Here is a 24,775-nt window from a genome sequence, read left to right as displayed (position 1 = left end):
TTCAAATACAATGAAAACTTTAAAATTTAAAACAAATATCAATTGTGGTGGTTGCGTATCAAAAGTAACGCCTTTTTTAAACAAACAAGAAGGTGTAGAAAGTTGGGAAGTGGATACCGCTAATCCTGATAAAATCCTAACCATTGAAAGTGATGGTGCAACCGAAGAAGATGTAAAGGCTACCTTGCAAAAAGTTGGCTTTAAAGCTGAATCTGTAGATTAATACTTTCCTTTTAATATGGCTTATATTTTAATTTCAGTTGTGGTTATTCTCTTTGCTGTTCATTTTTACAGAAAAGCGAAACGCCATAGTGTAAAGTCATTTCCAGAGGATTGGCACAGATTATTGATGGATAATGTTCTGTTTTATAGAAATCTCTCTAAAAATAAGCAGCTTATTTTTCAACAAAAAATGATGCAATTTTTAAGTGAGGTTTATATAGATGGTGTGCAGTTTGAATTGGAAGAATTGGACAAGATTTTAATTGCGGCAAGCGCAGTAATCCCTGTTTTTGGTTTTAAAGAATGGCATTACACCAATTTAAGCGGTATCCTTTTGTATCCAGATAATTTTAATGAGGATATGCAATTTAGTAGTAAAGATAACTCAAGAAATATTGGTGGAATAGTTGGGAATGGACGTTTTGAGAAGCAAATGATTTTATCTAAAAAAGCATTGTACCACGGTTTTCAAAACACAACCGATAAAAGTAATACTGGCATACACGAATTTGTTCATCTTATTGATAAAATAGATGACCAGACAGACGGCGTGCCAGAGCGATTATTAGAACATAAATATGCTATACCTTGGCTTAACTTAATCCATAGAGAAATGGAATCGATAAATGATAATCATTCCGATATCAGAAAACATGGAGGTACCAATCAAGCTGAATTCTTTGCCGTTGCATCAGAGTATTTCTTTGAACGTCCGGACTTGCTTAAAAAGAAGCATCCTGACCTATATAAAATGTTGGTTAAATGCTTCAATCAAAAGCCAATTAGTTGAAATATGGTAGGTCTTTCAACCAATGTTATATGTCGTAATAAGAAACAACCTAGTTACACTCTTATAACATCGTAAACCTACTACTGATTTTCAAGGCTTTTATGTAATTGATGATAAGCAAAACAGCAAACCGCCAATTTATCGTCCACCCAACAATTAATTCAATTCTTACCTCTCATCCCTCGACTCCCGAGGCCCACCATCTTTAGGTTAATCGTTTAAGCGCACCTGTCTTTATGATAGGGATTCTACTATACATTAAGATTAAACCTAAAATTTTAAACAATGAATAAATTCATCGTGTCCGCTATTTGCGGATGTCTGTTCTTTGTTAATGGTTTCTCACAGGATAAAAACATAGATTTGGTTTTCGGAGAAAGATTTAGAAATAATATTAAAAAGACATATTCTAAATAAATAAGCATTTAGATTTATTTTTGTACACTGCTTCCAAAATAATTACGATTTTGCACTTCAATATGGAAACCGAAGTTTTCACGGAATAAGAATAAGAATAAATAGGAAAATATGCAACTAGCACAACGAGTACCGCAGCACATTTCTGAATCTGCGTCATTTAAAATATTTGCAAATCACATTCCAGATAATTGGATTGTCCGTCACAGAAAGAGATTATGGGATTGATTGTTATGTGGAATTGGTAAATGAAAAAAATCAACTGACAGGGGATTTAGCATCCATACAACTCAAATCTAAAGATACTATAGATTGGAATTTAGATAATACACTAACCATATCCAATATAAAAATATCAACGAGTAATTATTGGTATCGCTTTCCAGTACCAGTATTTCTATGTGTGACGGACAACCAAAAAAAGGAAATGTATTTCGTTTCAGTGAAAAATTTCATAAAAAAGAATTTTTTAACTTTTGCAAAGCAAAAAACCTTCAATTATTCCATATCAAAAGATATGGACTTTTTTGACAAAAAATCGGGACCATCACTTTTTAGATTGAGATATGCTTTTCAAGATTCAAGAAATCTCTTTGAAAATGAAATGAAAACATTCTTATCAACCTTGGAACGTTATCACAATTTCCAAGATGAACATAGTTACAGGGATTATCATTTGCCCATAGAATCTGTGGATTTAATCTTTTTTGAAGCGATGTATCGAAATTACTTTTTTATTGCTGATTATTTATTAATTGAGCATCCAATTCTGTCTTTAAGAGAGTTGAAATTAAAAAGCAAACAGGTTTTTAAAGATGACTATTACGAACTCTATGAACACGATTTAGCTCAAGTAGTAGAAGATTTTAGAAATTTATCCTTAAAAATAATCAAGGGTCTTAAACAAAAAGTTGAAGCTGAAAAAGAGTATTGGATTACCATCGATTTAAACCTATTTAATTACGTTACTAATATAAAAGATAACGGCGAGCTGCCACACTATTGATTTTTTAATTAGAGTATCTGGTAATTTAAATTAACCTTGAAATACTGTACTAAAGAAAATTAAAAATAAATAACCAAAACAATTTCAATAGCTTTGTGAATCATCCATAGTTATCACAATAGTTATGTTAAGCACCGCTGAAATAAAATCCTTGATTGCATCTGGAGAGGGCTATAATGTGGAATTCAAGAGAAATATTCCAAACAAGGTCAAAGAGGTCACAGAAGAAATCTGTGCCTTTGCCAATGCAGCAGGAGGCACTATTTTATTAGGTGTGGATGACAATAATGTTATTCAAGGAATTACTTTCAATAATGCAAAGCACTCTGCACTTCAAAATTCAATAAACGAAATAACACCTGCATTACATTGTGAAATCTATCCGTTAGAGGTTGATGGTAAAGAGTTGGTGCTAATTGAAGTGCCTTCGGGCGAAAGCAAACCTTATGTACTTTCGGGTGCTATTTATGTACGCCAAGGCCCTAATTCCCAAAAACTAACAACGGTTGAGGAAATGAGGGATTTTTTTCAACAGGCCGATAAAATATATTTCGATGAAGCACCCTGTAAAACCATTGATATAGTACAAGATATTCCTGATGCCAATATTATTCAGTTTAGGGATTTGGCAGATTTAAATTCCACGATTTCCAATGAGCAGGTTTTTCAAAATCTTAAACTGATTACAAAAGAAGGTTATCTTAAAAATGGTGCCGCTTTGTTTTTCGCAAAAAACCCCGAAACGTTTTTTGAAAAAGCAGTAATTCGTTGTATTGCCTTGGATGGTATTGACAAAAGATACATTGTTGATGATAAGACAATGGCAGGAACGCTATATCAACAATTCCTTCAAGCGATGGCTTGGCTTAAAACAAAGCTTAATGTTCGATATGATATTGAGGGTGTAGGTTCACAGCCACGTAAGGAACTCTGGGAAATTCCCGAAACAGTGTTTAAGGAAGCAATCATCAATGCGCTGGCACATAGAGATTATTATGATAAAGGTGCGCGTATTTCCATTGAAGTTTTTACTGATAGAGTTGAAGTTTCAAATCCTGGCGGACTTGTTAGTGGCATTCCTAAAAATGAATTTGGAAAAAGAAGTTTAAGTAGAAATCCTTTGATATTTGGTCTATTTGAAAGAATTAGAATGGTAGAACAAGTAGGTTCTGGTATCAGTAGAATGAGGGATTTAATGGTAGAAGAAGATTTAACGCCACCTGAATTTAATACTGAAGGTATATTTACTGTTACATTCAGAAGACCTTTTGATTTTGATAAGTGGGTAGATAAGTGGGTAGATAATCTTACTGATAATAGAGTTGGAATTATTAGAGCTATTCATAAAGATAATAAAGTTTCTAAAAGAGAACTTGAAGATATAATAGGCTTAAGTCCTACTGCCATTGATAATAATCTTGATGCTCTAAAAGATATTGGTCTAATTGAAAGAATGGGTGGAGCAAAAGGTGGCCATTGGAAAATTAATTACATACTTCCATAAGTGGGTAGAAAAGGTGGGTGGAAAACCTATTGTTAAATTAGAAGTTAGAAATGAAAACATTAGAAGCAACAATCAAACTGAAAAAATCTTGGCCAGAAGATTTTGAACAGGATGATTCAAGAAATTTCAACGAAATAATAAAAGGTTTTCCCACATTGTTGAAAAATCTAACGAGTAAATCTAATAAAATTAGCGTCTATGAATATTTCGGAAAGGAAGGAGTAGGAAAAGCTACAACTAAAAACCTATTGGAATCAAGATTTCCTATTTTGATTGACAATACCGATTTTAAAGGAATCTATTTATTTTATCATAATAACGAACCATTTTATACAGGCATATCTAAAGGTGTCATAAAACGTATCCATCAACATATTAAGGGTGCTAACCATTTTTCTTCTTCCCTGTCCTACCAAATGGGTAAACAGCATCATTTTGAAACACTACAACAATTGCATAAGGGAACCCGCAAAGAACTTGACTTTAAGAAATTTTCAGAGCCTTTTAAGAAAATTATGAGGGAAGAATGCGAGATAGCCATTTTACCAATAAGTGGCTCAATAGAATTATATTTATTTGAGTGTTATGCTGCAATTGAATTAGGACTACATTATTACAATCGTTTTGACACCCATTAATAGGAATCGATGTAATGAACCAAATCCATATCAGAAAATCAAAAAAGATTTTTGGATAAAAAGATTAAAGTTATTATGCCCCACCTTCGGCACTTACTCATTCACTCGTTCCGTGCCTACACTCATTCATTCCCAAGAGCCTTCACTTCCGCGCAGTACAGGCTGTAATTACATATAAAACAATAGTGACAAATAGATTTTGGTTAATGTAATTACACCCAGTACTTTTTGCCTTTGCGCAAACACCAGAAAATAAGTCCATTCTGGAAAAGATTCCCTACAAAGAAATTCATTTAAAATACGTTAAGCACATTCCCACTTCATTCCATTTCGGGGAAAGAGCTTCCCTTCAAAAATCTTGGACACAATCCCCAATTTCAGCTGTCCATTCCGTTAACCCTTCCCGCTATGCTGGGAAGGAACACTTCATTACCGAGCCAAAATCGTAAATTAAGTCCGCTTCATAGGAACATCATTTTTGCAATTTGTATCGCTTCTGCGGATTGCGTACTTCACAGAGCCATTTAGACAACTTCCCGAACAGCCACTGACCTTACCTTTTTTTGACAGCAAAACAACAACATTCATTTTTGGACGGCGGCATAAAGCCGCTGCGCTTTTTATACGCCTTACCAAACCTGAATATTGTAAACCAACCAGCAACAAAAAAAGGTAACAGCGACGGCTCTATGGGAAGTAAATCTAAAAACGAATCTTATGAAATCTTACGAAATCCACAAAGAAGAAGCGATACAAAAGTTAAAAAAACAAAAAAAGGAAAACGCTCTGGATATAATAAGTAAATCACTTAAAAAAAATACAAACGCAAACTGTCTGAAGGGTTCAGATAGCATTTTAATCAATATTTAAATCTTTTATTATGAGTACTTTAAAAAATCACGTACAGTTAATCGGAAACGTTGGACAAGAACCAACCATTACGAACCTTGAAAACGGTAAAAAAGTAGCCCGTTTTTCAATCGCCACCAATGAATTTTATAAAAACAAAAATGGCGAAAAAGAACAAAATACCGAATGGCATACCGTTGTAGCTTGGGGAAAAACTGCCGAAATCGTTGAAAACTATGTCGTTAAAGGCAAAGAGGTTGGCGTGAGTGGAAAACTGAAATCTCGAAGCTATGAGGATAAGGACGGCGTAAAACGTTACGTAACCGAAATCGAAGCAAACGAAATCCTATTACTTGGAAGTAAAAACGATAAGTAGGATTTAAAATTTAAGAGGGCACGAATACCAGTTTTCAATTAGTTTGTGCCCTCTTTTTTCATTATCAACTTTTAAAATAGAAAACAATGAAAGCACAAGTTAACGAAATTAAAGAAGGATTGCAACATTTTCACGGTACGGAAATGTTCTATCAAATCCCATTATTACGAACCCGTTTTACGGATGGTCTAAAATATCTTGCAAATGTAGCGGACTGTTTTTGGCTTATTACGGACACTTCCGTAATAGCAAAAAGTCTTATGAACCGAAGTGAGTTTATTACCATAGATTTTAAAAGACTGTCCGAGGAAAAGCAAGATTTTACAGGCTACGAAGCAGAAATTATTTATACCGATGGTAACGATAATATTTTAGAAAAACACGGCTATCGTGCAACAGATTTTCCGCTCGATGAATTGCGCTTATTCTTTGTGAATAATACGCTAATGCTACCAAGCGAATATTAAATATAAAGAGGGCGTTCCTGTGGAAAGACGCGCCCTCTTTTTCATCATTCACTACTAAAACATAGAAATAATGAGCAGTAAAGTTAATGAAATAAAAATTAGCTACAAAGGGGGTTTGAAATCTTCTATGTGGCAGAAAATAAGTAATTCACAAGATGCGGCTGAATTACTTTTTGAAGATTGGGACAAAGACACAATTGCCCTGCAAGAATCTTTCAAAGTGGTATTGCTGAACAACAGCAACAAGGTAAAAGGAATCTATCAAATTTCACAAGGTGGAATTACGGGAACTTTAGTTGATGTAAGGATTTTATTTGCAGTCATTCTAAAATCCTTGTCGGTGGGGATAATCCTAACACATAACCACCCAAGCGGTAAATTACAACCGAGCGAAAACGATAAAAGGCTTACAACCAAAATTAAAAATGCGTCTGGAATATTTGATATTAAACTTCTTGACCATTTAATACTTGCACCCGATGGGGATTATTATAGTTTTTCTGATAACGGAATTTTGTAAAACGAAAAGCTATGATTTATCTCAATTTTACAGATTTAAGCGAGGAAGCCCAAGAACGTCTTTTGGAAAGTTCCAAAGAAGATGTAGAACATAAATTTGGCGATGCCATCCGAAAGTATGCAAAGGAACATTGCACCAACTTTGAAACGATGATTGAAGAAGAAGCATTGAAAAACCTTTATACCTATACTTATGTTTTCAATATCTAAACAAAGCCAAATATGACCTTCAAGACCTTTGAATTTTCGAAGGTCTTTTTTTTTCTAATCCGCAATTCAAATGAATTATCCGCAAAGATTTTAATTTTTTAGTGAGGATAAATCTGTTTTTCAATTTTCTATTTCTTAAAAAATCCAGTTCGTTTTTTCTGCCAGTAAAACGCCATTACCTTTTGTAATGGTATGGATTTTTGTCCCGCGAGCGGGACGAAAAGGAATAGCAAGAGGGCAACACGCTGCGCGATGTTGAGCATTCCTTTTCGATTTCAAACCATTGAAAATTAGGTATTTGGGGGTTTAGCGATTTTTTAATTCCCTAAATCGGCATCATTTTTCACGGAAAAACCGTGTCAGCCCAGTAAAACAAGTAAATTTTTCACGGAAAAATGGATAAAGGATATGAAAAAGAGAGGTTCGAGAGCGTAAGCATCAAAAGTTCGGTGGTAAGAAAGTTTAGAAGGTATTGCCGGAATATTTCAAAATCACAGTCGATGGCGTTGCTGTTAATGATAGAATTTTTTGAGGACAATGGCATTTCGCCTACGGAATCGATGGGACCTAAAATGCAGACTTTGGAAAACTTGATAAAGAAACGAATCAATGGCGTAATTGCCATTCTGAAGGACATCGAAAAGAGCCAAACGAAACCTACCGTGGCGATGATGGAAACCTTATTTAAAGAGGCAGAACCGAAGAAAAAACCATTGATTTTGGAGAAGAAAAATGTTGAGAAAATGACGGAAGTACGCTTTAGGGAAAAGCAGAATCCAAGCAACGAATTATAAAATAGTAGTTATGTATATCACAATCACAGCACAAAAGTTGGGCAAAACTTACGGTCAAAGTTCAGCAGGTTTTGTAGCCTATTTGGAAAAGGAAAATCAAGGTTTGGAACAAGAAGAAATGGAACACTTTTTTAACCAGTATGGCGATGAAATTTCAGCCAAGGAAGTTGTTAATGAAATTGACGGGAATACTGCCAAACTCAAAAACAAAGAACCTAAATTTTATTCCATTACGGTCAGCCCTTCTAAATATGAATTGACTCGATTGGAAAACAGTAGCGCCGATTTAAAAAGGTACACCCGAGAGTTGATGAAAGACTATGTGAAATGTTTTAATCGCGAAATAAATGGAAGGGCAATTACTGTGGATGACATAAAGTATTATGCTAAAATCGAACACCAACGAACATTTAAGGGAACAGATAGGCAGATTCGAGAAAATCAACCTTACGCCACAAAAATTCTTCAACTAAAAAACCACATCAGAAAGATAGAAAATGGCGAAAGAATAGGGAATATAGATAAACTGAAATTAAAAATCGGCAAATTGGAACGAGATGCACCGCACCAACAAAATGGAATTCGGATTGTACAGGGAATGCAGAAAGCAGGCAACCAAAGCCACATCCATATTATTGTAAGTAGGAAAGATGCGACCAATTCGGTCAGTCTTTCCCCAGGAAGCAAATACAAATCTTCTGAAGTTGAAATGCACGGTAAAAAAGTGGGAAGGGGCTTTGACAGGGATATGTTTTTTGAGAAGGCAGAAAAGACCTTTGACAAGACTTTTGGCTACCAACGCAATTTTGCAGAGACCTATAAAGCCCGAAAGGATTTCGTAAAGAATCCCAACCTATACTTTGCCGCATTGATGAAGTTGCCAGCAAATGAAAAAGCGATGGCTTTTAAGCTAATGCACAAAACCGGATTACCAGTAATTCCAAATATCCCTACAAATCAGGCACAAATGGCATTGCGGATTTTCAAAAGATTACGGCAAGGGGTCGATGTAGCCATCAAATCAAGTTCAATAGGTGTTTAAATGTAGAGATATGGAATTCGGCAATACATATCACATTTTAATCCTTATTGTTCTGGCCAGTTCTGTATTTTACTTACTGTATAGAATCACTAAATACGCCTTTGCTTTAAATTTTCTGTCCATTATTGCGCTATCAATTTGGATTTACGATTCAGCGCAATTAGTTCAAGGTTCACTTTACTTGATTTGCCCCTTACTTCTAATCAATACTGTGCTTTACGTTTTTCTTCATAAATCAGACAAAACAGTAAACATCAATAACATCTATCAAGTCAGCTTTAAATCGAACAAGGGCATTTTCAAGATTGAGAATATAAAAAGAGGGGCATCGGTCATTGGTTCTGCCGGAAGCGGAAAAACCGAAAGTGTGGTGTATGGTTTTCTAAAACACTTTCAGAAACATTCTTTTTGTGGTGTCATCCACGACTATAAGGATTTTGAAATTACCGAAATGGCATACCCGCTTTTCAGGGATTCCGACATCCCTTTCAAAGTAATTTCATTTGACAGAATTATCCATCGGGTCAATCCCATAGCACCAAAATATCTTGAAAATGAGGAAAGTGTAAACGAGGTATCAAGGGTATTGATTGAAAACCTTTTAGAACAGAGAGAAGCAGGTACAACTGGAACGACCAAATTTTTTAATGATGCAGCTGAAGGTTTGATAGGCGGTTTAATTTGGAAATTGAAAACATCATACCCCCACTTTTGTACATTGCCCCATCTAATCGCCGTTTATCAATATTTGGACACAGATAGCCTTGTTTCATTTTTGGAAACCAATACCACGTCGAGAGCGATGGCAGATGCCTTTATAAGTGGAAAGGATTCAGAGCGACAAACCGCAGGAGTAAAAAGCACATTGGCTAATGCACTCAAACGTATCAGTACGCAACGAATATTTATGGCATTATCGGCAGACGAAGTACCCTTAAATATCAATCATAAAGAGAATCCAGCGGTCATTTCAGTAGTGAACAATCCCAAATTTGAGACTTCGTATTCGCCTGTAATAGCTACTATCATACACACAATTACGAAGCAAATGAGTGTCCGCAATTCAATTCCTTCCTTTCTTCTGATGGAAGAAGCACCAACCATTCGCTTATTGAATATGCACCGTATTCCGGCAACACTTCGTAGTTATGATATAGTTACTATTTACGTAATGCAGGATAAAATCCAGAACGATATGATGTATGGCGACAAAGCGAGCAAAGCGATATTGAGCAATCTTTCCTATCAATTTTTCGGCAAGGTCAATGACCCAGATACCGCCAAATATTATGAGCGTTTTTTTGAAATCGTAAAAAAAGAAACCACAAGTGTTAATCGTGGCTATAATTTGAATTTTGATACACGTATCACAACTGGAGAGCGCGAAATTCCCAAGATAAGAGCAGATGTATTCTTTCGCTTAAAACAAGGAGAATTTATTACTTATGCTGATGGAACAGACAAAAAAGTTCAGTTCAGGTTATCTAAAATCAAAAGACAGTTACCGCAGGAAATAAAGGAATATTCCAATGCAGATTTGGAAGCTAACTTTGAGCGGATTTATGATGAGGCGCGGTCTATATTTAATTGAAGTGCGATGAAAATTTTATTCAATATTTATGATTGAAATATCCTTACCAAATTTTTCTTTCAATTGAGCTTCGGTTATTTTTTCTGGGAATGCCATAGCCAATAAGTGTTTAGGTCTCGACATAGCCACGTAGATTATACGTTTCTTTTCCTTAATAAAATGCTCATTATCTGGCTCTAAATCTCTGAAATTAATATTACTTGCGTGATTTCTTTCGTCAAAAAATATGAGAATAGCATCCAAAGTTTTTCCCTTTACTTGATGAACTGTGGTAAGGGAGCTGGTCTTTTCTATATCCACCCGATTAAAATGGTGCGAAACTGGTTCGGTACGTGTGGATTTTAAAAAGAATTTTGATGTTTTTTTCAATCCAAAGTTTATATCAAAATCGAGATTTAATGCCTTCTTTACATACGCAGGACACAAATCTGACCATTGCTCTACAGTATGTGACAGCTCTGGCAGTCCTTCTACAAATTTTATAATATGTGCATTAAACAAAAAATCAGTTTTTAGTTTAGCTCTTAAATGACCGAACTCGGAAAAATCAAGACCTTGATTTTCTAAAGTTATTATAATATTTCTTGCAATGTTTATGGCATCTTTCAAATTGTTGTCATCATATTCTATTTTTGCCGTAATAAGGTCGTAAGCCAGTTGATTGTGCCAAGGTTTTTGTTGTGCATCCCTACCAAGCATTTTGTTTCTTACGCTATTTCCCCTTACAACGACCTTCAATTTCTGGTAGCCTTTACCATTACAGTACAACTCAAAATTGTTTATTATTTCCCCTCTATCATTTGTTTTATAACGATAAATCATCAGAGACTCGTTTAGGTCTGTTTTACAGGCACTTTTAATAGTACGTTCAGCAACAGGTCTTAATAATGAAAAGCAATCTATAATTCGCTGTGGCGACCTTCTATTGTAAGATAAATCCAGACCTTGATAGTCTTCGTGGTTATACTTTTCCAGAAATAATTGAGGGTTGGCATCCCTGAATTCATATAAGCTTTGATAGGGGTCACCAATGAATTCAATATTTTTTAAACCCTGTTTATTCAATTCTTCGAAAATTTGATGTTGCATAAGCGAATTATCCTGTGCTTCATCAACAATAATGTGAGGAAATCTTTTGACCAACCATTTACTGATTCTTGGATTTTTTTTGAGAAGTCTTAAAGCAATATAGGCAGAATCATTAGTAGTTATAAGACCTTTTTCGAATTGCCATTTCTTGATATATTCGCAATACTTTTTAAAAACGGCCATATCAACTTTGTCAGCTGAAGGAGCATTGCCGTTTACGGAATAACTTCCATCCGGTTCTAATCTTATTTCTGATGGTAAGTATTGATAATACATACTTCTGTTGGTTTTTGCCTTAAAAGAGTTCATAGGATTCTTAAGTCCATCGACCAACTGACCTTTGTTGTTTTTGTATTTGGTTTTCCAAAATGAATCCAAACGTTTGTTGTTTTCCAGTATTTGTGGTCTTGCAAAATTTCTTTCCAAGAGATAGTAAAAGGGTAATGTAATGTAAGTGTTGATAAAACTATCAATGGTACTTACCTGATGTGGGTAATGCAAGGATTGACCGTTAAGTTCATTGTATGTTAGATTTATTTCATCCTTGGCAGCATTAGTAAACGAAAGACAAGCAATTCCGGAATGATTGCCATACGTACTTTTATATTCTTTTTCAAGGTTGATTATCTTTTGTGCAATAGCAGTTGTCTTTCCGCCACCAGGACAGGCATTTAAGACGACTCTGCCTTTTGCATCTAAATAATTTTGTAATTCTTCTGTAATATCTAATTTCATTCCGTTCCCTTCAAATGCTTTAGACTTTTAAGGATATATTTTGGGATTATAAATTCCTTTCGTGCCCGTTTTAAATTTTTAAGAATGTAGAAGGAAAAGTTTTGGGAAAAAGCCCCTTTTGGGGGGAATGATTTCCAAAGTAGAATTGCTGCTTTTCTTTGTTGGTCATCAGTGAGTTCTTCAGTAATCACAGCATCAATATAATTTAAAATTGCTTCCGCTTTTTCAGGTCTTTTATTTTTAATGTATTTAAAGAGGAAATTATTTTCAACACCTTCTTTTGTTTTGGGAATATTAGCAAGTGCTAATTCATATTCGAGTGTCTTTTCGGCAAAGAAGATTTTGATAGTTTCTTTTTCATTGATGACTGAAGTGATGTTTGGAATTCTGGACGAAACTTCTGCACCTTGAATAGCAGCATCTAGTTCATCAAGTTTTTTGTAATCCTCAACAAGAAGGTTATCAAATAAATATTCTTTTCTCTTTGAGGCGGGAAACTTATCGTTGTCCGTTAAGATTGAAACAGGCTTATTAATTGATTTTTCAGGTTGATTTGAATTAAATAAGTGGACAAACGGATAAAAACTTGTGCCACCAACATTGACAAGTTCAATTCTGTAATCTTCTAACCTGTATTCTTTAACTGCTGTAAAAGCTGAAATTAAAAGTTCTTCTGAAATGCCCTCTACAAAAAGAACAGATTTGGCAAATAGCAATTGGGATTTGGTCACATCGATATACCTTTCCAACTGATTTTTTCTAAATTTAAAATTTCCAACCGTCAATTTTTTAGCTTTGACAGTATCTTCAATAATTTCTTCTACAACTCTATCTTGAAATTGCTTGTTTAATCGAAATGCCTTGCCATCCAATAAGATTAAGTTTTTTAAAGGCACTTTGGATGTTAGTGTGGGCGAATGGGTAGTTATAAATAATTGGCTATTTTTAGAAGTACTGGAATCTCGTAAAAAACTATACAAACTTAATTGAAGCTGTGGATGAAGATGCGCTTCTGGTTCTTCAATGAGCAAAGCAAAATGAGGAATTTTTGTTTCTTCAATTTGGTCCTTTATGTCCCCAAGCACAGTAGCAATATAGATAAGGTTATTTTGTCCTAAACTATTTTGCCAAAGTGAAAATCCATCCCCTGCTAAACTGTCCCGATTATGCGGTAAAAAAGGTTTAATGGCGTTTACGATATATTCGGTTTTGGATTGCTCAATTTGAAGCCCTATCTGATTATCTTTAAATCGCTGATAGATTCCAGAAAGATTATCATTTACACCATCACGAGTTTCGGAAACTTCAGATTGTGCCAAAAGCTCATCGTTAGCTTTTCTCATAATGCCTTCGATAACTTCTTCGGATTCATTTTTCTCGACTCTTCTTTTTATAACACGACCTAAAACATTACCGCGACTTGTCAATAAATCGCGCGTGCTATCACGCAAACCACTTAAATAATAATGTTGAAAAACCGAAAATGTGTTAAAGTCTGCTTTTTGACCTTCCACATTACCAGTAAAAAAAGACGAAATGGGATATTTGCCACCTTTGTCCTCATAAGTTAAGGTAACCTTTGCATATTCATTCGTATCGTCCTCTGGGTCAATAACCATATACTCATACAATTCACCTTTTTGAGAAGCGGACAAGCCTCTAAAACAAAAGACGATAGTAATCTTTTCTTCCTTTGTTATGGTAATGTTACCTTCAGCATCTTTCTCTATACTTTCGTGAAAATCAGGGAATCCGACAGAAATATCTCGGATAGGTTCGCCCATATTATAAAGTAATCTTATAGCATCAATTACTGCTGATTTGTTACTTCCGTTTTCACCGATTAGTATATTAATACTTCGATTAAAATTGAGTTCCATTTCTTTGATTCCTCTAAAATTTTGAATAAAAAGGTTGGATAGATACATATAGGCTAATGTTTATTTTAGCCTATAAATTTAACAAAGATTTTCTGCATTTAAAATCACAAGGCTACCAAAGCCCAAACCCTTTAAATTCGTCTTTTCTGTAAGCCTTGCTGTGAGATATTTTGGGATTTCTAAAGTATCTCAATTCTTCTTTAATTTCCTTTGCGTGAGCAATAAATTCTTCGCTCATTTCTGGAATATAGATTGAGCAAATATCATAGTGGTCTTGACCATTTCCATTATTTCCGAAACCAATACCAATAACTCGTTCAACTGTCGGATTTTCCATTCTCGCTACCACACATCGCAGTTCTAATTCTGCTTCTTTGCCTTCCCAATTTTTAGATGTCAAGGGCATCAAGACATAACAATGTTTTGCATCGTTAATCGGTTTTAGCATTCTGGCATTAGGTTTTGTTTGAATAGCATTATCTAAAATTCCGCCTAATTCTATACGATTGATACGAGACTCTTGATTTATAACTCTCACGGCTTCTTCCAATTCATTTCTTCGTTCATCAGAAGTTTCGTTGGAAATATGATAATCGTGCAACTGCGTAATCATATAATCCCATATATAGCTTTGTGGTAGAAGCTTTTGCCATTCTGTGTATTCTTCAGATTCTATATAAGAATCCCATAAACCACCGTCTGAAACCAAAGAATCGACTTTTTCATCAATATCAAGTCCGGTTTGGATATAAAAGGCAAGAAAATCAGATTCTTTGGGCATTGAAAAATATTCCCCTTTCAAAAATTGTTCTTTATCAATAAGATATTTTGTGAAATCGGATATGGTGTCCAATTCGTTCAACAGAATTGAGGTAGTTTCTTCATCAAAAGTATGAATATAGCCTTGACCAAAATCGCCATAGGGCAATGGAAAAGTATTTTTGCTTCCGAAAGCAATAGCAATCCGCAGTATTATTCTTTCTTCTTTTGACGGCAACGAAATTTTATTCGTTCTATTCTTGGCGAATACTTCGTCAACATTTTCAAGGAAGCGTTCTGCACCATAAATCTGCTTTGCTGAATCTTCAACCGCTTTTTTGACCCAACGCTCGTATTGAATATTTTCATCGGTATGATTGGAAACCTGAATATCTTTTACCGATATTATCAATATATAATTACCACAGACGACCAAAACATCACAAAGTTCCTTATTTTTTTTACCTATGGGATTAGGGAAATTCCAGAACGGAAGAAATGATTTTTGGCAAAGATGTGCTACATATTGTTCAGAAGAGGTCATAAAAAAGCAGATATTTTTTAAAATATCTGCAAAGTAAAAGTAATTTTTTTTAAATACTACAAATCAAAAAGGGACTTCCTCTTTAGGCCGTCTCGCCGTAACCTTCCATTCGCCATCCTGCTTTACTAATTTAAAAATGCCAGGTGTCTTGTCATAAGAAGTGGAATATTTGACCCAGGCAACATCGCCATCAATAGTTTCTTCAATGACTTTAAAATTGGAATCTTTAGTGTCGCTTTTAACGAACATTGCCATTAGGTTTTTAAAATTGGCATAGCCTTCGGGCGTTGTATGTTCCTTAAGAGCTGCTTCATTGCCTTGATAGAAGCTTTCGGCAACAATTTGAGCAGTTTTGGCGGGTGTTGTACTTTCATTACCAGCACAGGCAAAAAACAGCAATATGAGTGAGTAAATGACCATATTTTTCATAACACTTCTAATTTGGGTTATTGATATATTTATGTGATACCTTCAATTTTAGGTTTCGTTCGCCATTTTTCTCGTTAAGTTCTAAAATGACCCTTCGGTCGTCGCTCAAAGAGAATTTGGGCATCACGTAAACCAACCTTGCGGTTTCGTTTTCTGCTATTTTAGTTGGTTGGTTGTAAGTAAACAGAGGTTTTTGATAAAGACTTTGAAGTGATTTCTTTTTTCCTTTTTGTCTGGTCTGAACTGAAAAATCAAGAAAATTCAAATCATAATCCAATGTAGATTTATTCTCAATTTGGATAACAAAGTAAAGTTCTTCTTTGTCAAAAACAATATTTTCAATCTTTAGAACAATGTTTTCATCACGTTCTTTTATCCAACCTATTCTTTGTTTTCGGTCAAGCAGGTAGGAACAGAACTTTTGATAATAATAGATGCTATTCTCTATTTGCTCTTTTGGGGCAACAATTCCTGTAGAATCAATAACGATAGGCTTTTCATTGCCTATACTACTTGATTTAGGAATAAAATAGTTCAGCTTTTCAAGATGCTTTTTATACCTTACAATATACGAAAAAATTGAACCATTTCGGTTAATTATAAGCAGATTACTTTCCTTTCCGGGCTTCGCCTGTAACAGTCCAAAATATTGCTCTTTTTCACGATTGTAGGTGAAAATAAAGTTTTCGGACCCTGTTATACCTTGCCGAATAGGCTCTGGGAAGAATAGAGCAACATTCTTTTGGTCATTGGCATAAATGGTATCGAGTAGGTGTACGGATTGTGAATACCCTTTCGTAAAAAAGGAAAGTAGTACAAGGGTTGAAATGAAGATATGATTTTTCATAAGAGTGAATTTAATTTTGGGATTATTGGCTTATAACTTGGGTTTTAAAATGAGTTTGTAATTGTTGAGTACAGTAACTTTTACATTACGGTTATTGCGCCGAAGCACTTTGCTAATCCCACCAACCTGTGGAACACTTGGAATATTGACATCTTGTATGATATCATCCAAGACCTCGCTTGTTGCTTCGGCTCGAAAACTATTTTGGACATAGATACCCTCGCTTCCGTCCTGAAGGTCGAATGCTTTTAAACTTGTGGGATGATGCTCGATGTTTTCAATTTCTATAAGTGCACGATTTGGCTGAAAACTGATAAAACCGAACACATTGGTGTTTTTGGGAATCAGCTTGCCGTTAATCGTCGCAGTTTTTGTCAATCGCATTCGTAACCGAGAATTAACCTTTACAACTTGGTCGCCATCGACAACCACATAAATAACGGCATCGGTAATTCCGGCAATTGAAGCATCTGTTTTAAGAGGTGCAGAAGCAAAAAACAGTTGATGTTCCAAACCTATTTCTTTAGCTTTTATTTTTTGCTCGGCTCTGACTTCTACTGAATCGATTTTTTCGACAACTGTGTTGGTCATTCTTTTTACCCCTATATTTTGGTAGGTCCTATCCGAATATTTTATTCTTCCGGATTCATAGATACTATCCACGATTCGTTCTTTTTCCTTTTCGGGCAAGTCCTCATCATAGAAACCCAAAGAATCAATCAGTTTTTCATCGTAAATACTTGGGGCATTGGTTTCCCTTACTTCCTTTAAATCATTTATGGCATCCAGTTTGGAATCGTATTCTTTCTGTTCTTCATCCAGTTCGGGAATTAAAGTCTGTTCGAGGTTCTGATTTTCACTGTCATCATCGCCCATTATCATCACGGAATAGGCAATCAAGAATATGAGTACAGTGGCAATTACCACCGCAAATACTATTTTATTTTTTTCTATTTTCATAAGTTTGGATTTTATCATTGCCGATGATTGACTCAACTTTCATCGTTCAATTTTTTTAAAGTATTTTCAAAATAATTTGTTATCAAAAGCCCGTGAGGATTGTTGGGGAAATTTCTATCTACGGTAATAAGATTTCCAGTAGAAACCAGCTCATAGGTATCAACGATAGAACCTCGATTGATTTCAAATACCGTTACAGCTCTAAAGGCATACTTTCCATTTTGTTCCTCGATTTGCGAATCGATGCTCAACACTTTCTGTACTAAAGAATATTGCAACAATCGGTTGTAAACACCATCGGCTTTTTTCTGACGATAAAGGTTGTCAACGGAACTATTGCCAAGCCATAGTGCTTTTTCTAAATTCCGCTCATAATTGCTGGCATCGATATTATAGAAGTAAGTGTGGAAAAGTTCAAGATGTGCCAAGGCTTCGACTTTGAAGTTTTCTTTTTGGGCAATCAATTTTAGTGGAATTATAGAGCCATCTGTGTTAATTGCAAATGCACTATTCAACGCTTTTTTGTTAATGTTATACGCCATCCAAACCGAAAAGAAACTGGATAACGTAGCGCAGATAATTACTGCGAGTACAATAAAACGATTCATTTTCAGTACGGCATATATGTTCTTGTATGGTGTTTTCATTATATGGGATTTAATTGCTGAATAGTCTTAAGGTAAAAGACGTAGCGCGTCTATATAGTTTGAATTTTAGAAAAACGATAAATCCAACTGAACCGAGCTGTACAACTGGTGCAAAAAAGCCCTGGCCAAATTCAGTACCAAATAGGTTTGTCCAAAAGTTTGTATTGATTTCTGTATAAATGGCGTTGATAAAAACATTGACCAAAAAAAATGCAGGAACGAGCATATATACTGCGGCGTACAATTTGAAGAAATTGTACGCCAGCGAACGAAACTTTTCAAAAACCGCCAAGCTGATGACCAATGGAAAAAATGCTTTCATTATTCCCAATAGGAAAAACCGTTCAGCTAAAAAGAGTGGATAAATAAACAGGTCGAGAATCCAAAGGAATACGCTGATGATAAAAGCGAAAATCTTGAAACCATATAACGGTGTGACCAAAGCTTCGTAGAGCAATGTCATTGCCATACTTGCCGCATCCAATAGACTTACTTCTTCTTCAAGAGGTAGGTCTTGCATCTGTAATGGTAAAAGCGCAGGTGCCGTTCCACGGTATTGACCCTCAATAGCCACGAGAATGCCATCAAAAAAACCGAGTATTTGGGTAGAAAAAATCACTAAAAGGACGACAGCAAAATTCTTCGCCAGTTCCCCAGGACTCAACCCCCAAGAATAACCATCCTTATCGGCAATTCCTTCATTATATTTTTTGAGGATATTGACCAAAAAGAACAGCACAGCAAGTGTTTTCATTCCCGCGATAGTGTACTGCGAAAATTCGCTTGCTTGTATGGTCTGAAATACCGTGTCTATATATTCCAACCCGATTCCTAAAATGATGGAAGCCGTCATATTTAATAACTTGTTTCTCGGTTATTGACCTTGTCCTGCATTTTTCTAAAAGATATAATATCTCTATATCGCTTGGTTCTAATGGTAATGTTCGAGACCATTTCCTTGGATTCCTCTTCCTTCTTTTTCAAAACTTCAGCACGTTCTGCATCGCTCATTTTTAAATAGTCGCTTGATAGGATTTCATCAATAAAATCCACCGTGTCCAAAGAGTTTTGTACGATGGCATCAAACGATTCTGCAATGCGCGATACTTCCTCTGGTTTAATGTAGGGCGAGTTTAATATGTCCTGTAAATCATTTTGCATAACTTCAATAAGCCTTTGGTTGTTACTTCCTATTTCTTCAACAGCTTTAAGTTGTCTAACTACATCTGAAACCTTCTCAATGCTTTCCTTTGCATCCTTCAAGAATTTTACAGATTTAATGAGTTGGCTTGTTTGTTTTGCGGATTCCACCAGAGATTTTACCAAGCTGATAAAGTTGGTGTTGTCATAAACGGGCATCCCTTGGGCTTTTATGTTTAAGCTGAACAAGAGCGCCATTGCGAGTAATAAAATTCTTGATTTCATAATTTCTTTGATTTTAAGATGAATATTCTGTGATTGCTTTTTCCATATTTTGATGCTTTTCGTAAAGCTTCATTATTTCTTCATTTTCAGTACCATCTGTTAAGTATGCTGCGTAAACTTCCTTCGGTACTTCCAATCGGAAAATGTTGCTTTCCTTTCCGATTTTGATGAACATTTCGGTGTATTTGCGGGGTCCGGTCAAATTATTTTTAATCGATTTCAATTGGTTTAAATCGTGACTGGATAGATTCAATCGTTTTTGTAGTTCAACATACCCTTTCTCATTATGAAGGCTGTAAATAACCTGCGTATTTTCAAGAATACTTGCCGATGTTGAATTGTTTGGAAGTTGATTGATGGATTGAAGGATGATGCCAATGGCGCCATTTTGTTTACGAATAGCTTGATAATAGAATTCCACACTTTCCAATACATTTTCAAATTTCAGTTGTTTGGCAAACTCGTCGAAAAGTATGATACCTTTTTCGGCACGGTTTTTCCAAATAGTACGCTGAATCGCAGATTTTATCAGCTTCAACATTACGGAAAGGATTTCCTTATTGTCCTTTACTTCGTCCAATTCAAAAACAATAAGACGTTTATCCTCAATTTTATAGGTCTGGTCTTCACTGACTTCAAATAGAAAACTATATAGACCATCGCCGACATACTCTGACATCACGTGCAAAAAACTCGTAATATTGAAGTAGTCGGGATGGATTTTAAGGGTGCTCAAAAGGTCTTTCTGATTCCCTTCTATAAAATGGTAAAACCCATCCAAAGAATGGTTTTCGGGTGTGCTATCGTAATAATGGCGCAAAATCTTTTTAACCGAAACAGATTGTGCCTTTGTTACTTTCAAATCAGAAGCAAAAAGTTCAAAAAGGAACACGGACAAATCTTCCAAACGTTCCGGTGTCAGGTCATTTTGGTTGCTGATGTAAAAAGGATTGATACCCAAATTCTTTCCGCTTTCATAACGAAGCACCGTATATTTTTCAGGATAAAGTTTGGCAAATTTGGTGTATGAGCCACCGAGGTCAATAATGACCAAGCGAACCCCACTCTCGAAATATTGACGCAGGATATTATTGGCCAAAAAGGATTTGCCTTCGCCTGTTGGGGCAAAAATGGCAAAGTTGCGTGCCTTGATGCGTTTCTTGCGTTCGTCCCAAACATCCTTTAAAACGGGAATGTTATGCTCACGGTCATTAAAGATGATTCCAGTGGCATCGGACTTGTAGTTGGTGTTGTTAATGAACAGGCACAAAGCGTGTTTTAAATCGGTAACATATAAATCCTGATTTGAAAAGTTGGAAGAATAGCAGCAGTAGCTGTTCAGTATATAATTTTTGCGTTCTTCGCCTCTTGGGTAATAGGGAACAATATCCAGTTCTTTGAATTCGGTCTTAATTTTTGAACCGATACGGCTCAAATTCTCTGGATTCTTATCCCAAAAAATGATATTCAAATGACCACGGATAATCCGTGCATTGTCGTCAGCATTGATTTGGTCAAGAATGTGCTGGATTTTGCCAAGAACTACCTTATTCTGTGAACCAAAATTGGAACTTTTTTTGAGTTCCTCTATTTTCTTATCGAGTAGTTTGCGCCACTTCTGTTTATCATCGAGATAAAGAATTTGATTGACAATATGATTTTCGTTCAAGGTCAGACCCAGACCATCAATAAATCCTTGGTGGAAAACAAAGTCATCTGAAGTAAACCGTTCGTTGGTTTTACTGCTTTGTACACTTTCGCCAAAGCATAGTTCACTATTGATGGCAAGAGCATCAAAGTAATTTTCGCCGATGTTGACATTCAATTTCTCTAAAAGGATATCAGTATCAAAATCTTCGTTGAAACCATTGAAATAACCATTGGTCAGACTGTGGATTTCCTTTGCTTCAAGCGGAATAAATTCCATCTTTCTGCTATTATTGATAAAGGAAACAGAATCGCTGACCGAGTTAATAAAGCTGCTCAAGTTATCATCCAGCTTTTGAATAATATCCTTTGAAATTTTTCGAAAAGGATTCACATATTTAGGATTGTTCAATGCCTTGTTTTTCGTCAGTATGAAGAATAGAAAACATTTATGTTCCATATACTCGCGACCTTTAAAATGGTCGTGAGTGGCTTTTTCCAAAAAGGTAGAATTCGGCAGTTGGTTTGAAGCATAGGATTTCTTTATATAGACATCCTGTTTATGTACGACAGTGCCAACAGGCAAGGACTTCAACGCTTGAAACCACGCCCCGTGTATATCCTCAAAATCCTTCTCGGAAAGTGAGTAGATTTCAGGCAATATCCCTTCATAACAAAGTATCAGATTTCCATTGTTGGCAAAAATGATATTGTCCTGAATATCTGTAATTGGGCGATATGCCGATAGGTTAATCTTCTTCATAGTCAAAGCCGGAATTTCTTTTGTTACTAATGATTTTTGGGAAGGCTTTTGCCATTTGGAACAGCTGCGGATTATTGGCAATTCGGGTCAAGGCGATAAAAAGCATTGAATTGACTATCAGCACGCCGATAATGATTCCAAAGCTGAACGAAAATATGATGACCAAGAGCGAAGCCACTATGGAAATCATCATTAATGCGAACAGCGAAATAGGCAGCCCAAAAATGACCGCCCTTTTCCTGATGTTTTTATAGACCTCGAACCGCTTCATTATACCACGATTGAGATTAGGTAAGTAAAGATGCCTACGACTGCGCCTGCGATTAGGACAAAGACCAATACACGGGTAATTCCTTTTTTCAGGTCTGCGTTTTCGCCAAAGAAATGCCCTGCATTGAACAGAAAGCCAATGAGGAAGATGACACCGAGAATTATTGGAAAGATGGTTCTGATGGTATCGGAAACGTCATTGACCGAATCTTCGATACCACCGATTTGTGCAAAAGTGGGTACTGAAATTAAGGACAGTACCATCAATAGAAATATTGATTTTTTCATAACTGTTCGTTTTTATGCCTGATTGAAGGCTGTTTATGGTTGAACTTTTGCGAAATCTATTATGAAAAGATGCTATAGAATAAAAATCCCCAAACTTTAACGCCAATTCCTGTTAAACTTTGGAATATTCTTATGGATTGGATGAATTCTTTGAAAATTGTGCATTCAAATGAATAGTATGACTCATTTACTCAACTTATTACTTCTTGTTATTTGGCTTCTACCATTGAACGATTTTGGTCAATCCATAGAAACCCGAAAAACCATCATCGTAATCGATGCTGGCCACGGTGGTACTGACCCTGGTGCAATTGGCATCAACGGAATTCAAGAAAAGGATATGGTACTCCAAGTAGCCCATCAAATTGTAAACCTGAATAAAAATCTATTTGCGAATACTTACGAAATCTACTTAACCAGATACCACGATAGTTTAATTTCCTTAAAGGATAGGGCAACATTACCAAGAAAGCTAAATGCCGATTTGTTTGTTTCCTTGCATTGCAATCATTCAGGTAATTCAACTGCTGAAGGTGTAGAAATCTACGTACCGAAAAAAGGAAATTATATTCGAGAATCCATTCAAATGGCTTTTCAAGTTCTAAAAGGATTAAGAAGGAATATAGGTTATAAGAGTAGAGGTGTGAAGTTCAATAACTTTCAAGTCCTTCGGGAAACGGTAGATTATTGTCCCACAGTTCTTATAGAATTGGGTTTCCTCTCAAATATTGATGAAGCGCAGCATCTCACCGAAGAAGAAAATATTATTGCTATTGCGCTGTCTATTTTAAGTGGTTTAAAGATTAAAAAGTAAGGTTATGAAAGAGTTATTTTATGAAGTAGTAAAAAGCATAGTGAACCTTTTAAAAGTTAGCTTTATGGAATTTGTCAGAAACCTAAAAAGAAAGAAATGATTTATTTTACCCTAAATCCAGAAATTCAATGAACTAATTGTTTTTTAAGATATAATTATTGGCGCATCAATATTTCATATCAAAACAGAAATTAAGGCTCGATTTTTCTATGGGTCAGTAAATCAGAGTATTTTTTGGCAAAACGAGGTTCTATAGAATTTATAAACAACAGCCAACCATTAAGTTTTCTTTGTAAATATTCTATTTTAGAATCAACTTCGTCTCGAAGGGAAGAGCTGCTGAAATAATCTTGTGGGGTCTTTTCAAGGTCGTAAAGTACATAGCTTCTATATCCAAACTTATTGATATAGTAGATTTGTTGCCTTAATTTTCTTTTAGTTTTCTTTGAAATTCTTGGCGATTCTTTATCAAATACAGTTAAACCAGTAACATACTGATGCCAACCACGTTTCATTAATTTACTTTTAGGCTTATTTATTCTAAATCCGAATTCTGAAATTATCTCTTGGACTTTAGCTTCTATATTAAATTCCTTATCAGATGAGAAATATAGGTCATCCGCATATCTTGAATAAGTTATATTTTTATCCAGTTTTTCCATCTTTTTATCCAAAGGGTAGAACACAATATTTGCTATTGTTGGACTGGTATTGAAGCCTTGGACCAATGCTGATTGAAATGTGACTAATTTAGTCAAATAGGCAGCGGTATCTGTGGTAAAACCTAAATCTTTAAATGATTGCTCAACAAGACTACTTTTTACGGTATCAAAATAATTTTCAATATCTAAAACAAGAACATATTTTTTAGTCAAATGCTTTGTGGCATTAGTCTTAATATTTCTGCCTTTAACATAACCGTGAACTGAAGTAGGAGGCTTGTAAAGTGAATTCAAATTTGAGTTTAAGATTTTGAGTGTATTTGATAGAACGTCTGACTGGCAGGAATATACAACTCTTTTTCCACCATTTTTTTTAGAAATGTTTAGCTTTCTAATTTTTAATGCATCTGGTATTTCAATTTCATTTTCTACATCATTAATAACTACATAATCATTATTTGTCATTAACTTAAAGGACATCTCATCGAGCTTAAGGTAATTTACAAGTCGTTTAGTTGTATTAATTTCTGTAGGTTTCATATAATAAAAGCGGCGGCAAGGGTAAGAACTAACTGTTATTCTAATACCGAA

The 24,775-nt window shown here is 35.2% G+C and carries 27 protein-coding genes; 14 read left to right on the top strand and 13 right to left on the bottom strand.

The window, feature by feature from the left end; all coding sequences use genetic code 11:
- Positions 1-10: 10 nt before the first annotated feature.
- The 13 genes from Q2U82_RS14485 to Q2U82_RS14425 all read left to right on the top strand — a co-directional run bounded on the left by Q2U82_RS14485 (position 11) and on the right by Q2U82_RS14425 (position 10,425).
- Complete coding sequence (locus Q2U82_RS14485) at positions 11-223, top strand: heavy-metal-associated domain-containing protein (protein WP_410005543.1); 213 nt, start codon at positions 11-13, stop codon at positions 221-223.
- Positions 224-238: 15 nt separating this feature from the next.
- Positions 239-1,012 (top strand): zinc-dependent peptidase, encoded by a 774-nt coding sequence (locus tag Q2U82_RS14480; protein WP_279448345.1) that lies wholly within the window; start codon positions 239-241, stop codon positions 1,010-1,012.
- 586 nt (positions 1,013-1,598) lie between these two features.
- The gene (locus Q2U82_RS14475) at positions 1,599-2,435 is read left to right on the top strand and encodes a DUF4365 domain-containing protein (RefSeq protein WP_410005542.1); all 837 of its coding nucleotides are present in this window, start codon (positions 1,599-1,601) and stop codon (positions 2,433-2,435) included.
- Between the two features lie 124 nt (positions 2,436-2,559).
- Positions 2,560-3,939: an RNA-binding domain-containing protein gene (locus Q2U82_RS14470; protein ID WP_410005541.1), complete on the top strand. Its 1,380-nt coding sequence runs from the start codon at positions 2,560-2,562 to the stop codon at positions 3,937-3,939.
- Positions 3,940-3,989: 50 nt separating this feature from the next.
- Positions 3,990-4,577: a GIY-YIG nuclease family protein gene (locus Q2U82_RS14465; protein WP_290629354.1), complete on the top strand. Its 588-nt coding sequence runs from the start codon at positions 3,990-3,992 to the stop codon at positions 4,575-4,577.
- Positions 4,578-5,140: 563 nt separating this feature from the next.
- Positions 5,141-5,380, top strand: a complete 240-nt coding sequence (locus Q2U82_RS14460; protein ID WP_410005540.1) for a hypothetical protein — start codon at positions 5,141-5,143, stop codon at positions 5,378-5,380.
- Positions 5,381-5,457: 77 nt separating this feature from the next.
- On the top strand, positions 5,458-5,802 hold the full coding sequence (locus Q2U82_RS14455) for a single-stranded DNA-binding protein (protein WP_410005539.1): 345 nt from the start codon (positions 5,458-5,460) through the stop codon (positions 5,800-5,802).
- 86 nt (positions 5,803-5,888) lie between these two features.
- Positions 5,889-6,269, top strand: a complete 381-nt coding sequence (locus tag Q2U82_RS14450; protein WP_410005538.1) for a DUF6876 family protein — start codon at positions 5,889-5,891, stop codon at positions 6,267-6,269.
- A gap of 70 nt (positions 6,270-6,339) precedes the next feature.
- Complete coding sequence (locus tag Q2U82_RS14445) at positions 6,340-6,789, top strand: JAB domain-containing protein (RefSeq protein WP_410005537.1); 450 nt, start codon at positions 6,340-6,342, stop codon at positions 6,787-6,789.
- 11 nt (positions 6,790-6,800) lie between these two features.
- Positions 6,801-6,998, top strand: coding sequence for a hypothetical protein (locus Q2U82_RS14440; protein ID WP_290629358.1), 198 nt, complete (start codon positions 6,801-6,803; stop codon positions 6,996-6,998).
- A gap of 395 nt (positions 6,999-7,393) precedes the next feature.
- Positions 7,394-7,792 carry a BfmA/BtgA family mobilization protein gene (locus Q2U82_RS14435; protein ID WP_290629359.1) on the top strand — a complete coding sequence of 133 codons (399 nt, stop codon included), beginning with the start codon at positions 7,394-7,396 and terminating at the stop codon, positions 7,790-7,792.
- A gap of 10 nt (positions 7,793-7,802) precedes the next feature.
- Positions 7,803-8,834: a MobB family relaxase gene (mobB, locus tag Q2U82_RS14430; RefSeq protein ID WP_410005536.1), complete on the top strand. Its 1,032-nt coding sequence runs from the start codon at positions 7,803-7,805 to the stop codon at positions 8,832-8,834.
- Positions 8,835-8,844: 10 nt separating this feature from the next.
- Entirely contained in the window at positions 8,845-10,425 is a 1,581-nt protein-coding gene (locus Q2U82_RS14425; RefSeq protein ID WP_410005535.1) for a type IV secretory system conjugative DNA transfer family protein, read from the top strand.
- A 15-nt stretch (positions 10,426-10,440) separates the two neighbouring features.
- On the opposite strand, the gene Q2U82_RS14420 is transcribed toward Q2U82_RS14425, so the two are convergent.
- From Q2U82_RS14420 to Q2U82_RS14365, 12 genes are all read right to left on the bottom strand, one after another.
- On the bottom strand, positions 10,441-12,249 hold the full coding sequence (locus Q2U82_RS14420) for a UvrD-helicase domain-containing protein (protein ID WP_290629365.1): 1,809 nt from the start codon (positions 12,247-12,249) through the stop codon (positions 10,441-10,443).
- Positions 12,246-14,177, bottom strand: coding sequence for an ATP-dependent nuclease (locus Q2U82_RS14415; RefSeq protein ID WP_410005534.1), 1,932 nt, complete (start codon positions 14,175-14,177; stop codon positions 12,246-12,248). Before Q2U82_RS14415 ends, Q2U82_RS14420 begins: the two co-directional genes overlap by 4 nt.
- A 64-nt stretch (positions 14,178-14,241) precedes the next feature.
- The gene (locus Q2U82_RS14410) at positions 14,242-15,432 is read right to left on the bottom strand and encodes a hypothetical protein (protein WP_410005533.1); all 1,191 of its coding nucleotides are present in this window, start codon (positions 15,430-15,432) and stop codon (positions 14,242-14,244) included.
- Positions 15,433-15,495: 63 nt separating this feature from the next.
- On the bottom strand, positions 15,496-15,852 hold the full coding sequence (locus Q2U82_RS14405; RefSeq protein ID WP_410005532.1) for a hypothetical protein: 357 nt from the start codon (positions 15,850-15,852) through the stop codon (positions 15,496-15,498).
- Positions 15,853-15,868: 16 nt separating this feature from the next.
- On the bottom strand, positions 15,869-16,708 hold the full coding sequence (locus Q2U82_RS14400; protein WP_290629374.1) for a DUF4138 domain-containing protein: 840 nt from the start codon (positions 16,706-16,708) through the stop codon (positions 15,869-15,871).
- A gap of 30 nt (positions 16,709-16,738) precedes the next feature.
- Positions 16,739-17,668, bottom strand: coding sequence for a conjugative transposon protein TraM (gene traM / locus Q2U82_RS14395; RefSeq protein ID WP_290629376.1), 930 nt, complete (start codon positions 17,666-17,668; stop codon positions 16,739-16,741).
- 32 nt (positions 17,669-17,700) lie between these two features.
- Positions 17,701-18,315 carry a conjugal transfer protein TraK gene (locus tag Q2U82_RS14390; RefSeq protein ID WP_290629377.1) on the bottom strand — a complete coding sequence of 205 codons (615 nt, stop codon included), beginning with the start codon at positions 18,313-18,315 and terminating at the stop codon, positions 17,701-17,703.
- 10 nt (positions 18,316-18,325) lie between these two features.
- Positions 18,326-19,168: a hypothetical protein gene (locus Q2U82_RS14385; RefSeq protein ID WP_290629379.1), complete on the bottom strand. Its 843-nt coding sequence runs from the start codon at positions 19,166-19,168 to the stop codon at positions 18,326-18,328.
- A 2-nt stretch (positions 19,169-19,170) separates the two neighbouring features.
- A complete protein-coding gene (locus Q2U82_RS14380; protein WP_290629381.1) occupies positions 19,171-19,740 on the bottom strand; it encodes a conjugal transfer protein in 570 nt (189 codons plus the stop codon).
- A 13-nt stretch (positions 19,741-19,753) separates the two neighbouring features.
- Positions 19,754-22,150 (bottom strand): TraG family conjugative transposon ATPase, encoded by a 2,397-nt coding sequence (locus Q2U82_RS14375; protein WP_290629383.1) that lies wholly within the window; start codon positions 22,148-22,150, stop codon positions 19,754-19,756.
- Positions 22,137-22,421 carry a hypothetical protein gene (locus Q2U82_RS14370; protein WP_290629385.1) on the bottom strand — a complete coding sequence of 95 codons (285 nt, stop codon included), beginning with the start codon at positions 22,419-22,421 and terminating at the stop codon, positions 22,137-22,139. Before Q2U82_RS14370 ends, Q2U82_RS14375 begins: the two co-directional genes overlap by 14 nt.
- The gene (locus Q2U82_RS14365; protein WP_290629387.1) at positions 22,421-22,708 is read right to left on the bottom strand and encodes a hypothetical protein; all 288 of its coding nucleotides are present in this window, start codon (positions 22,706-22,708) and stop codon (positions 22,421-22,423) included. The genes Q2U82_RS14370 and Q2U82_RS14365 overlap by 1 nt, the downstream gene beginning before the upstream one ends.
- A 178-nt stretch (positions 22,709-22,886) precedes the next feature.
- On the opposite strand from Q2U82_RS14365, the gene Q2U82_RS14360 reads away from it, so the two are divergent.
- Complete coding sequence (locus Q2U82_RS14360; RefSeq protein ID WP_290629389.1) at positions 22,887-23,522, top strand: N-acetylmuramoyl-L-alanine amidase family protein; 636 nt, start codon at positions 22,887-22,889, stop codon at positions 23,520-23,522.
- 191 nt (positions 23,523-23,713) lie between these two features.
- Here the strand turns inward: Q2U82_RS14360 and Q2U82_RS14355 are convergent, their stop codons facing one another.
- The gene (locus Q2U82_RS14355; RefSeq protein ID WP_290629391.1) at positions 23,714-24,724 is read right to left on the bottom strand and encodes a reverse transcriptase family protein; all 1,011 of its coding nucleotides are present in this window, start codon (positions 24,722-24,724) and stop codon (positions 23,714-23,716) included.
- Positions 24,725-24,775 lie beyond the last annotated feature (51 nt).

Origin of the sequence: Aequorivita nionensis (assembly GCF_046352995.1) — a bacterium.
Lineage (GTDB): Bacteria > Bacteroidota > Bacteroidia > Flavobacteriales > Flavobacteriaceae > Aequorivita > Aequorivita nionensis.
This window is presented reverse-complemented; position numbering and strand designations above follow the sequence as displayed.

Bases quoted from the DNA above. Each gene is read 5' to 3' on its own strand.
- Q2U82_RS14485 (WP_410005543.1), top strand. From the start codon at position 11: ATGAAAACTTTAAAATTTAAAACAAATATCAATTGTGGTGGTTGCGTA.
- Q2U82_RS14480 (WP_279448345.1), top strand. From the start codon at position 239: ATGGCTTATATTTTAATTTCAGTTGTGGTTATTCTCTTTGCTGTTCAT.
- Q2U82_RS14470 (WP_410005541.1), top strand. From the start codon at position 2,560: ATGTTAAGCACCGCTGAAATAAAATCCTTGATTGCATCTGGAGAGGGC.
- Q2U82_RS14465 (WP_290629354.1), top strand. From the start codon at position 3,990: ATGAAAACATTAGAAGCAACAATCAAACTGAAAAAATCTTGGCCAGAA.
- Q2U82_RS14455 (WP_410005539.1), top strand. From the start codon at position 5,458: ATGAGTACTTTAAAAAATCACGTACAGTTAATCGGAAACGTTGGACAA.
- Q2U82_RS14450 (WP_410005538.1), top strand. From the start codon at position 5,889: ATGAAAGCACAAGTTAACGAAATTAAAGAAGGATTGCAACATTTTCAC.
- Q2U82_RS14445 (WP_410005537.1), top strand. From the start codon at position 6,340: ATGAGCAGTAAAGTTAATGAAATAAAAATTAGCTACAAAGGGGGTTTG.
- Q2U82_RS14440 (WP_290629358.1), top strand. From the start codon at position 6,801: ATGATTTATCTCAATTTTACAGATTTAAGCGAGGAAGCCCAAGAACGT.
- Q2U82_RS14435 (WP_290629359.1), top strand. From the start codon at position 7,394: ATGGATAAAGGATATGAAAAAGAGAGGTTCGAGAGCGTAAGCATCAAA.
- mobB (WP_410005536.1), top strand. From the start codon at position 7,803: ATGTATATCACAATCACAGCACAAAAGTTGGGCAAAACTTACGGTCAA.
- Q2U82_RS14425 (WP_410005535.1), top strand. From the start codon at position 8,845: ATGGAATTCGGCAATACATATCACATTTTAATCCTTATTGTTCTGGCC.
- Q2U82_RS14420 (WP_290629365.1), bottom strand. From the start codon at position 12,249: ATGAAATTAGATATTACAGAAGAATTACAAAATTATTTAGATGCAAAA.
- Q2U82_RS14415 (WP_410005534.1), bottom strand. From the start codon at position 14,177: ATGTATCTATCCAACCTTTTTATTCAAAATTTTAGAGGAATCAAAGAA.
- Q2U82_RS14410 (WP_410005533.1), bottom strand. From the start codon at position 15,432: ATGACCTCTTCTGAACAATATGTAGCACATCTTTGCCAAAAATCATTT.
- Q2U82_RS14405 (WP_410005532.1), bottom strand. From the start codon at position 15,852: ATGGTCATTTACTCACTCATATTGCTGTTTTTTGCCTGTGCTGGTAAT.
- Q2U82_RS14400 (WP_290629374.1), bottom strand. From the start codon at position 16,708: ATGAAAAATCATATCTTCATTTCAACCCTTGTACTACTTTCCTTTTTT.
- traM (WP_290629376.1), bottom strand. From the start codon at position 17,668: ATGAAAATAGAAAAAAATAAAATAGTATTTGCGGTGGTAATTGCCACT.
- Q2U82_RS14390 (WP_290629377.1), bottom strand. From the start codon at position 18,315: ATGAAAACACCATACAAGAACATATATGCCGTACTGAAAATGAATCGT.
- Q2U82_RS14385 (WP_290629379.1), bottom strand. From the start codon at position 19,168: ATGACGGCTTCCATCATTTTAGGAATCGGGTTGGAATATATAGACACG.
- Q2U82_RS14380 (WP_290629381.1), bottom strand. From the start codon at position 19,740: ATGAAATCAAGAATTTTATTACTCGCAATGGCGCTCTTGTTCAGCTTA.
- Q2U82_RS14375 (WP_290629383.1), bottom strand. From the start codon at position 22,150: ATGAAGAAGATTAACCTATCGGCATATCGCCCAATTACAGATATTCAG.
- Q2U82_RS14370 (WP_290629385.1), bottom strand. From the start codon at position 22,421: ATGAAGCGGTTCGAGGTCTATAAAAACATCAGGAAAAGGGCGGTCATT.
- Q2U82_RS14365 (WP_290629387.1), bottom strand. From the start codon at position 22,708: ATGAAAAAATCAATATTTCTATTGATGGTACTGTCCTTAATTTCAGTA.
- Q2U82_RS14360 (WP_290629389.1), top strand. From the start codon at position 22,887: ATGACTCATTTACTCAACTTATTACTTCTTGTTATTTGGCTTCTACCA.
- Q2U82_RS14355 (WP_290629391.1), bottom strand. From the start codon at position 24,724: ATGAAACCTACAGAAATTAATACAACTAAACGACTTGTAAATTACCTT.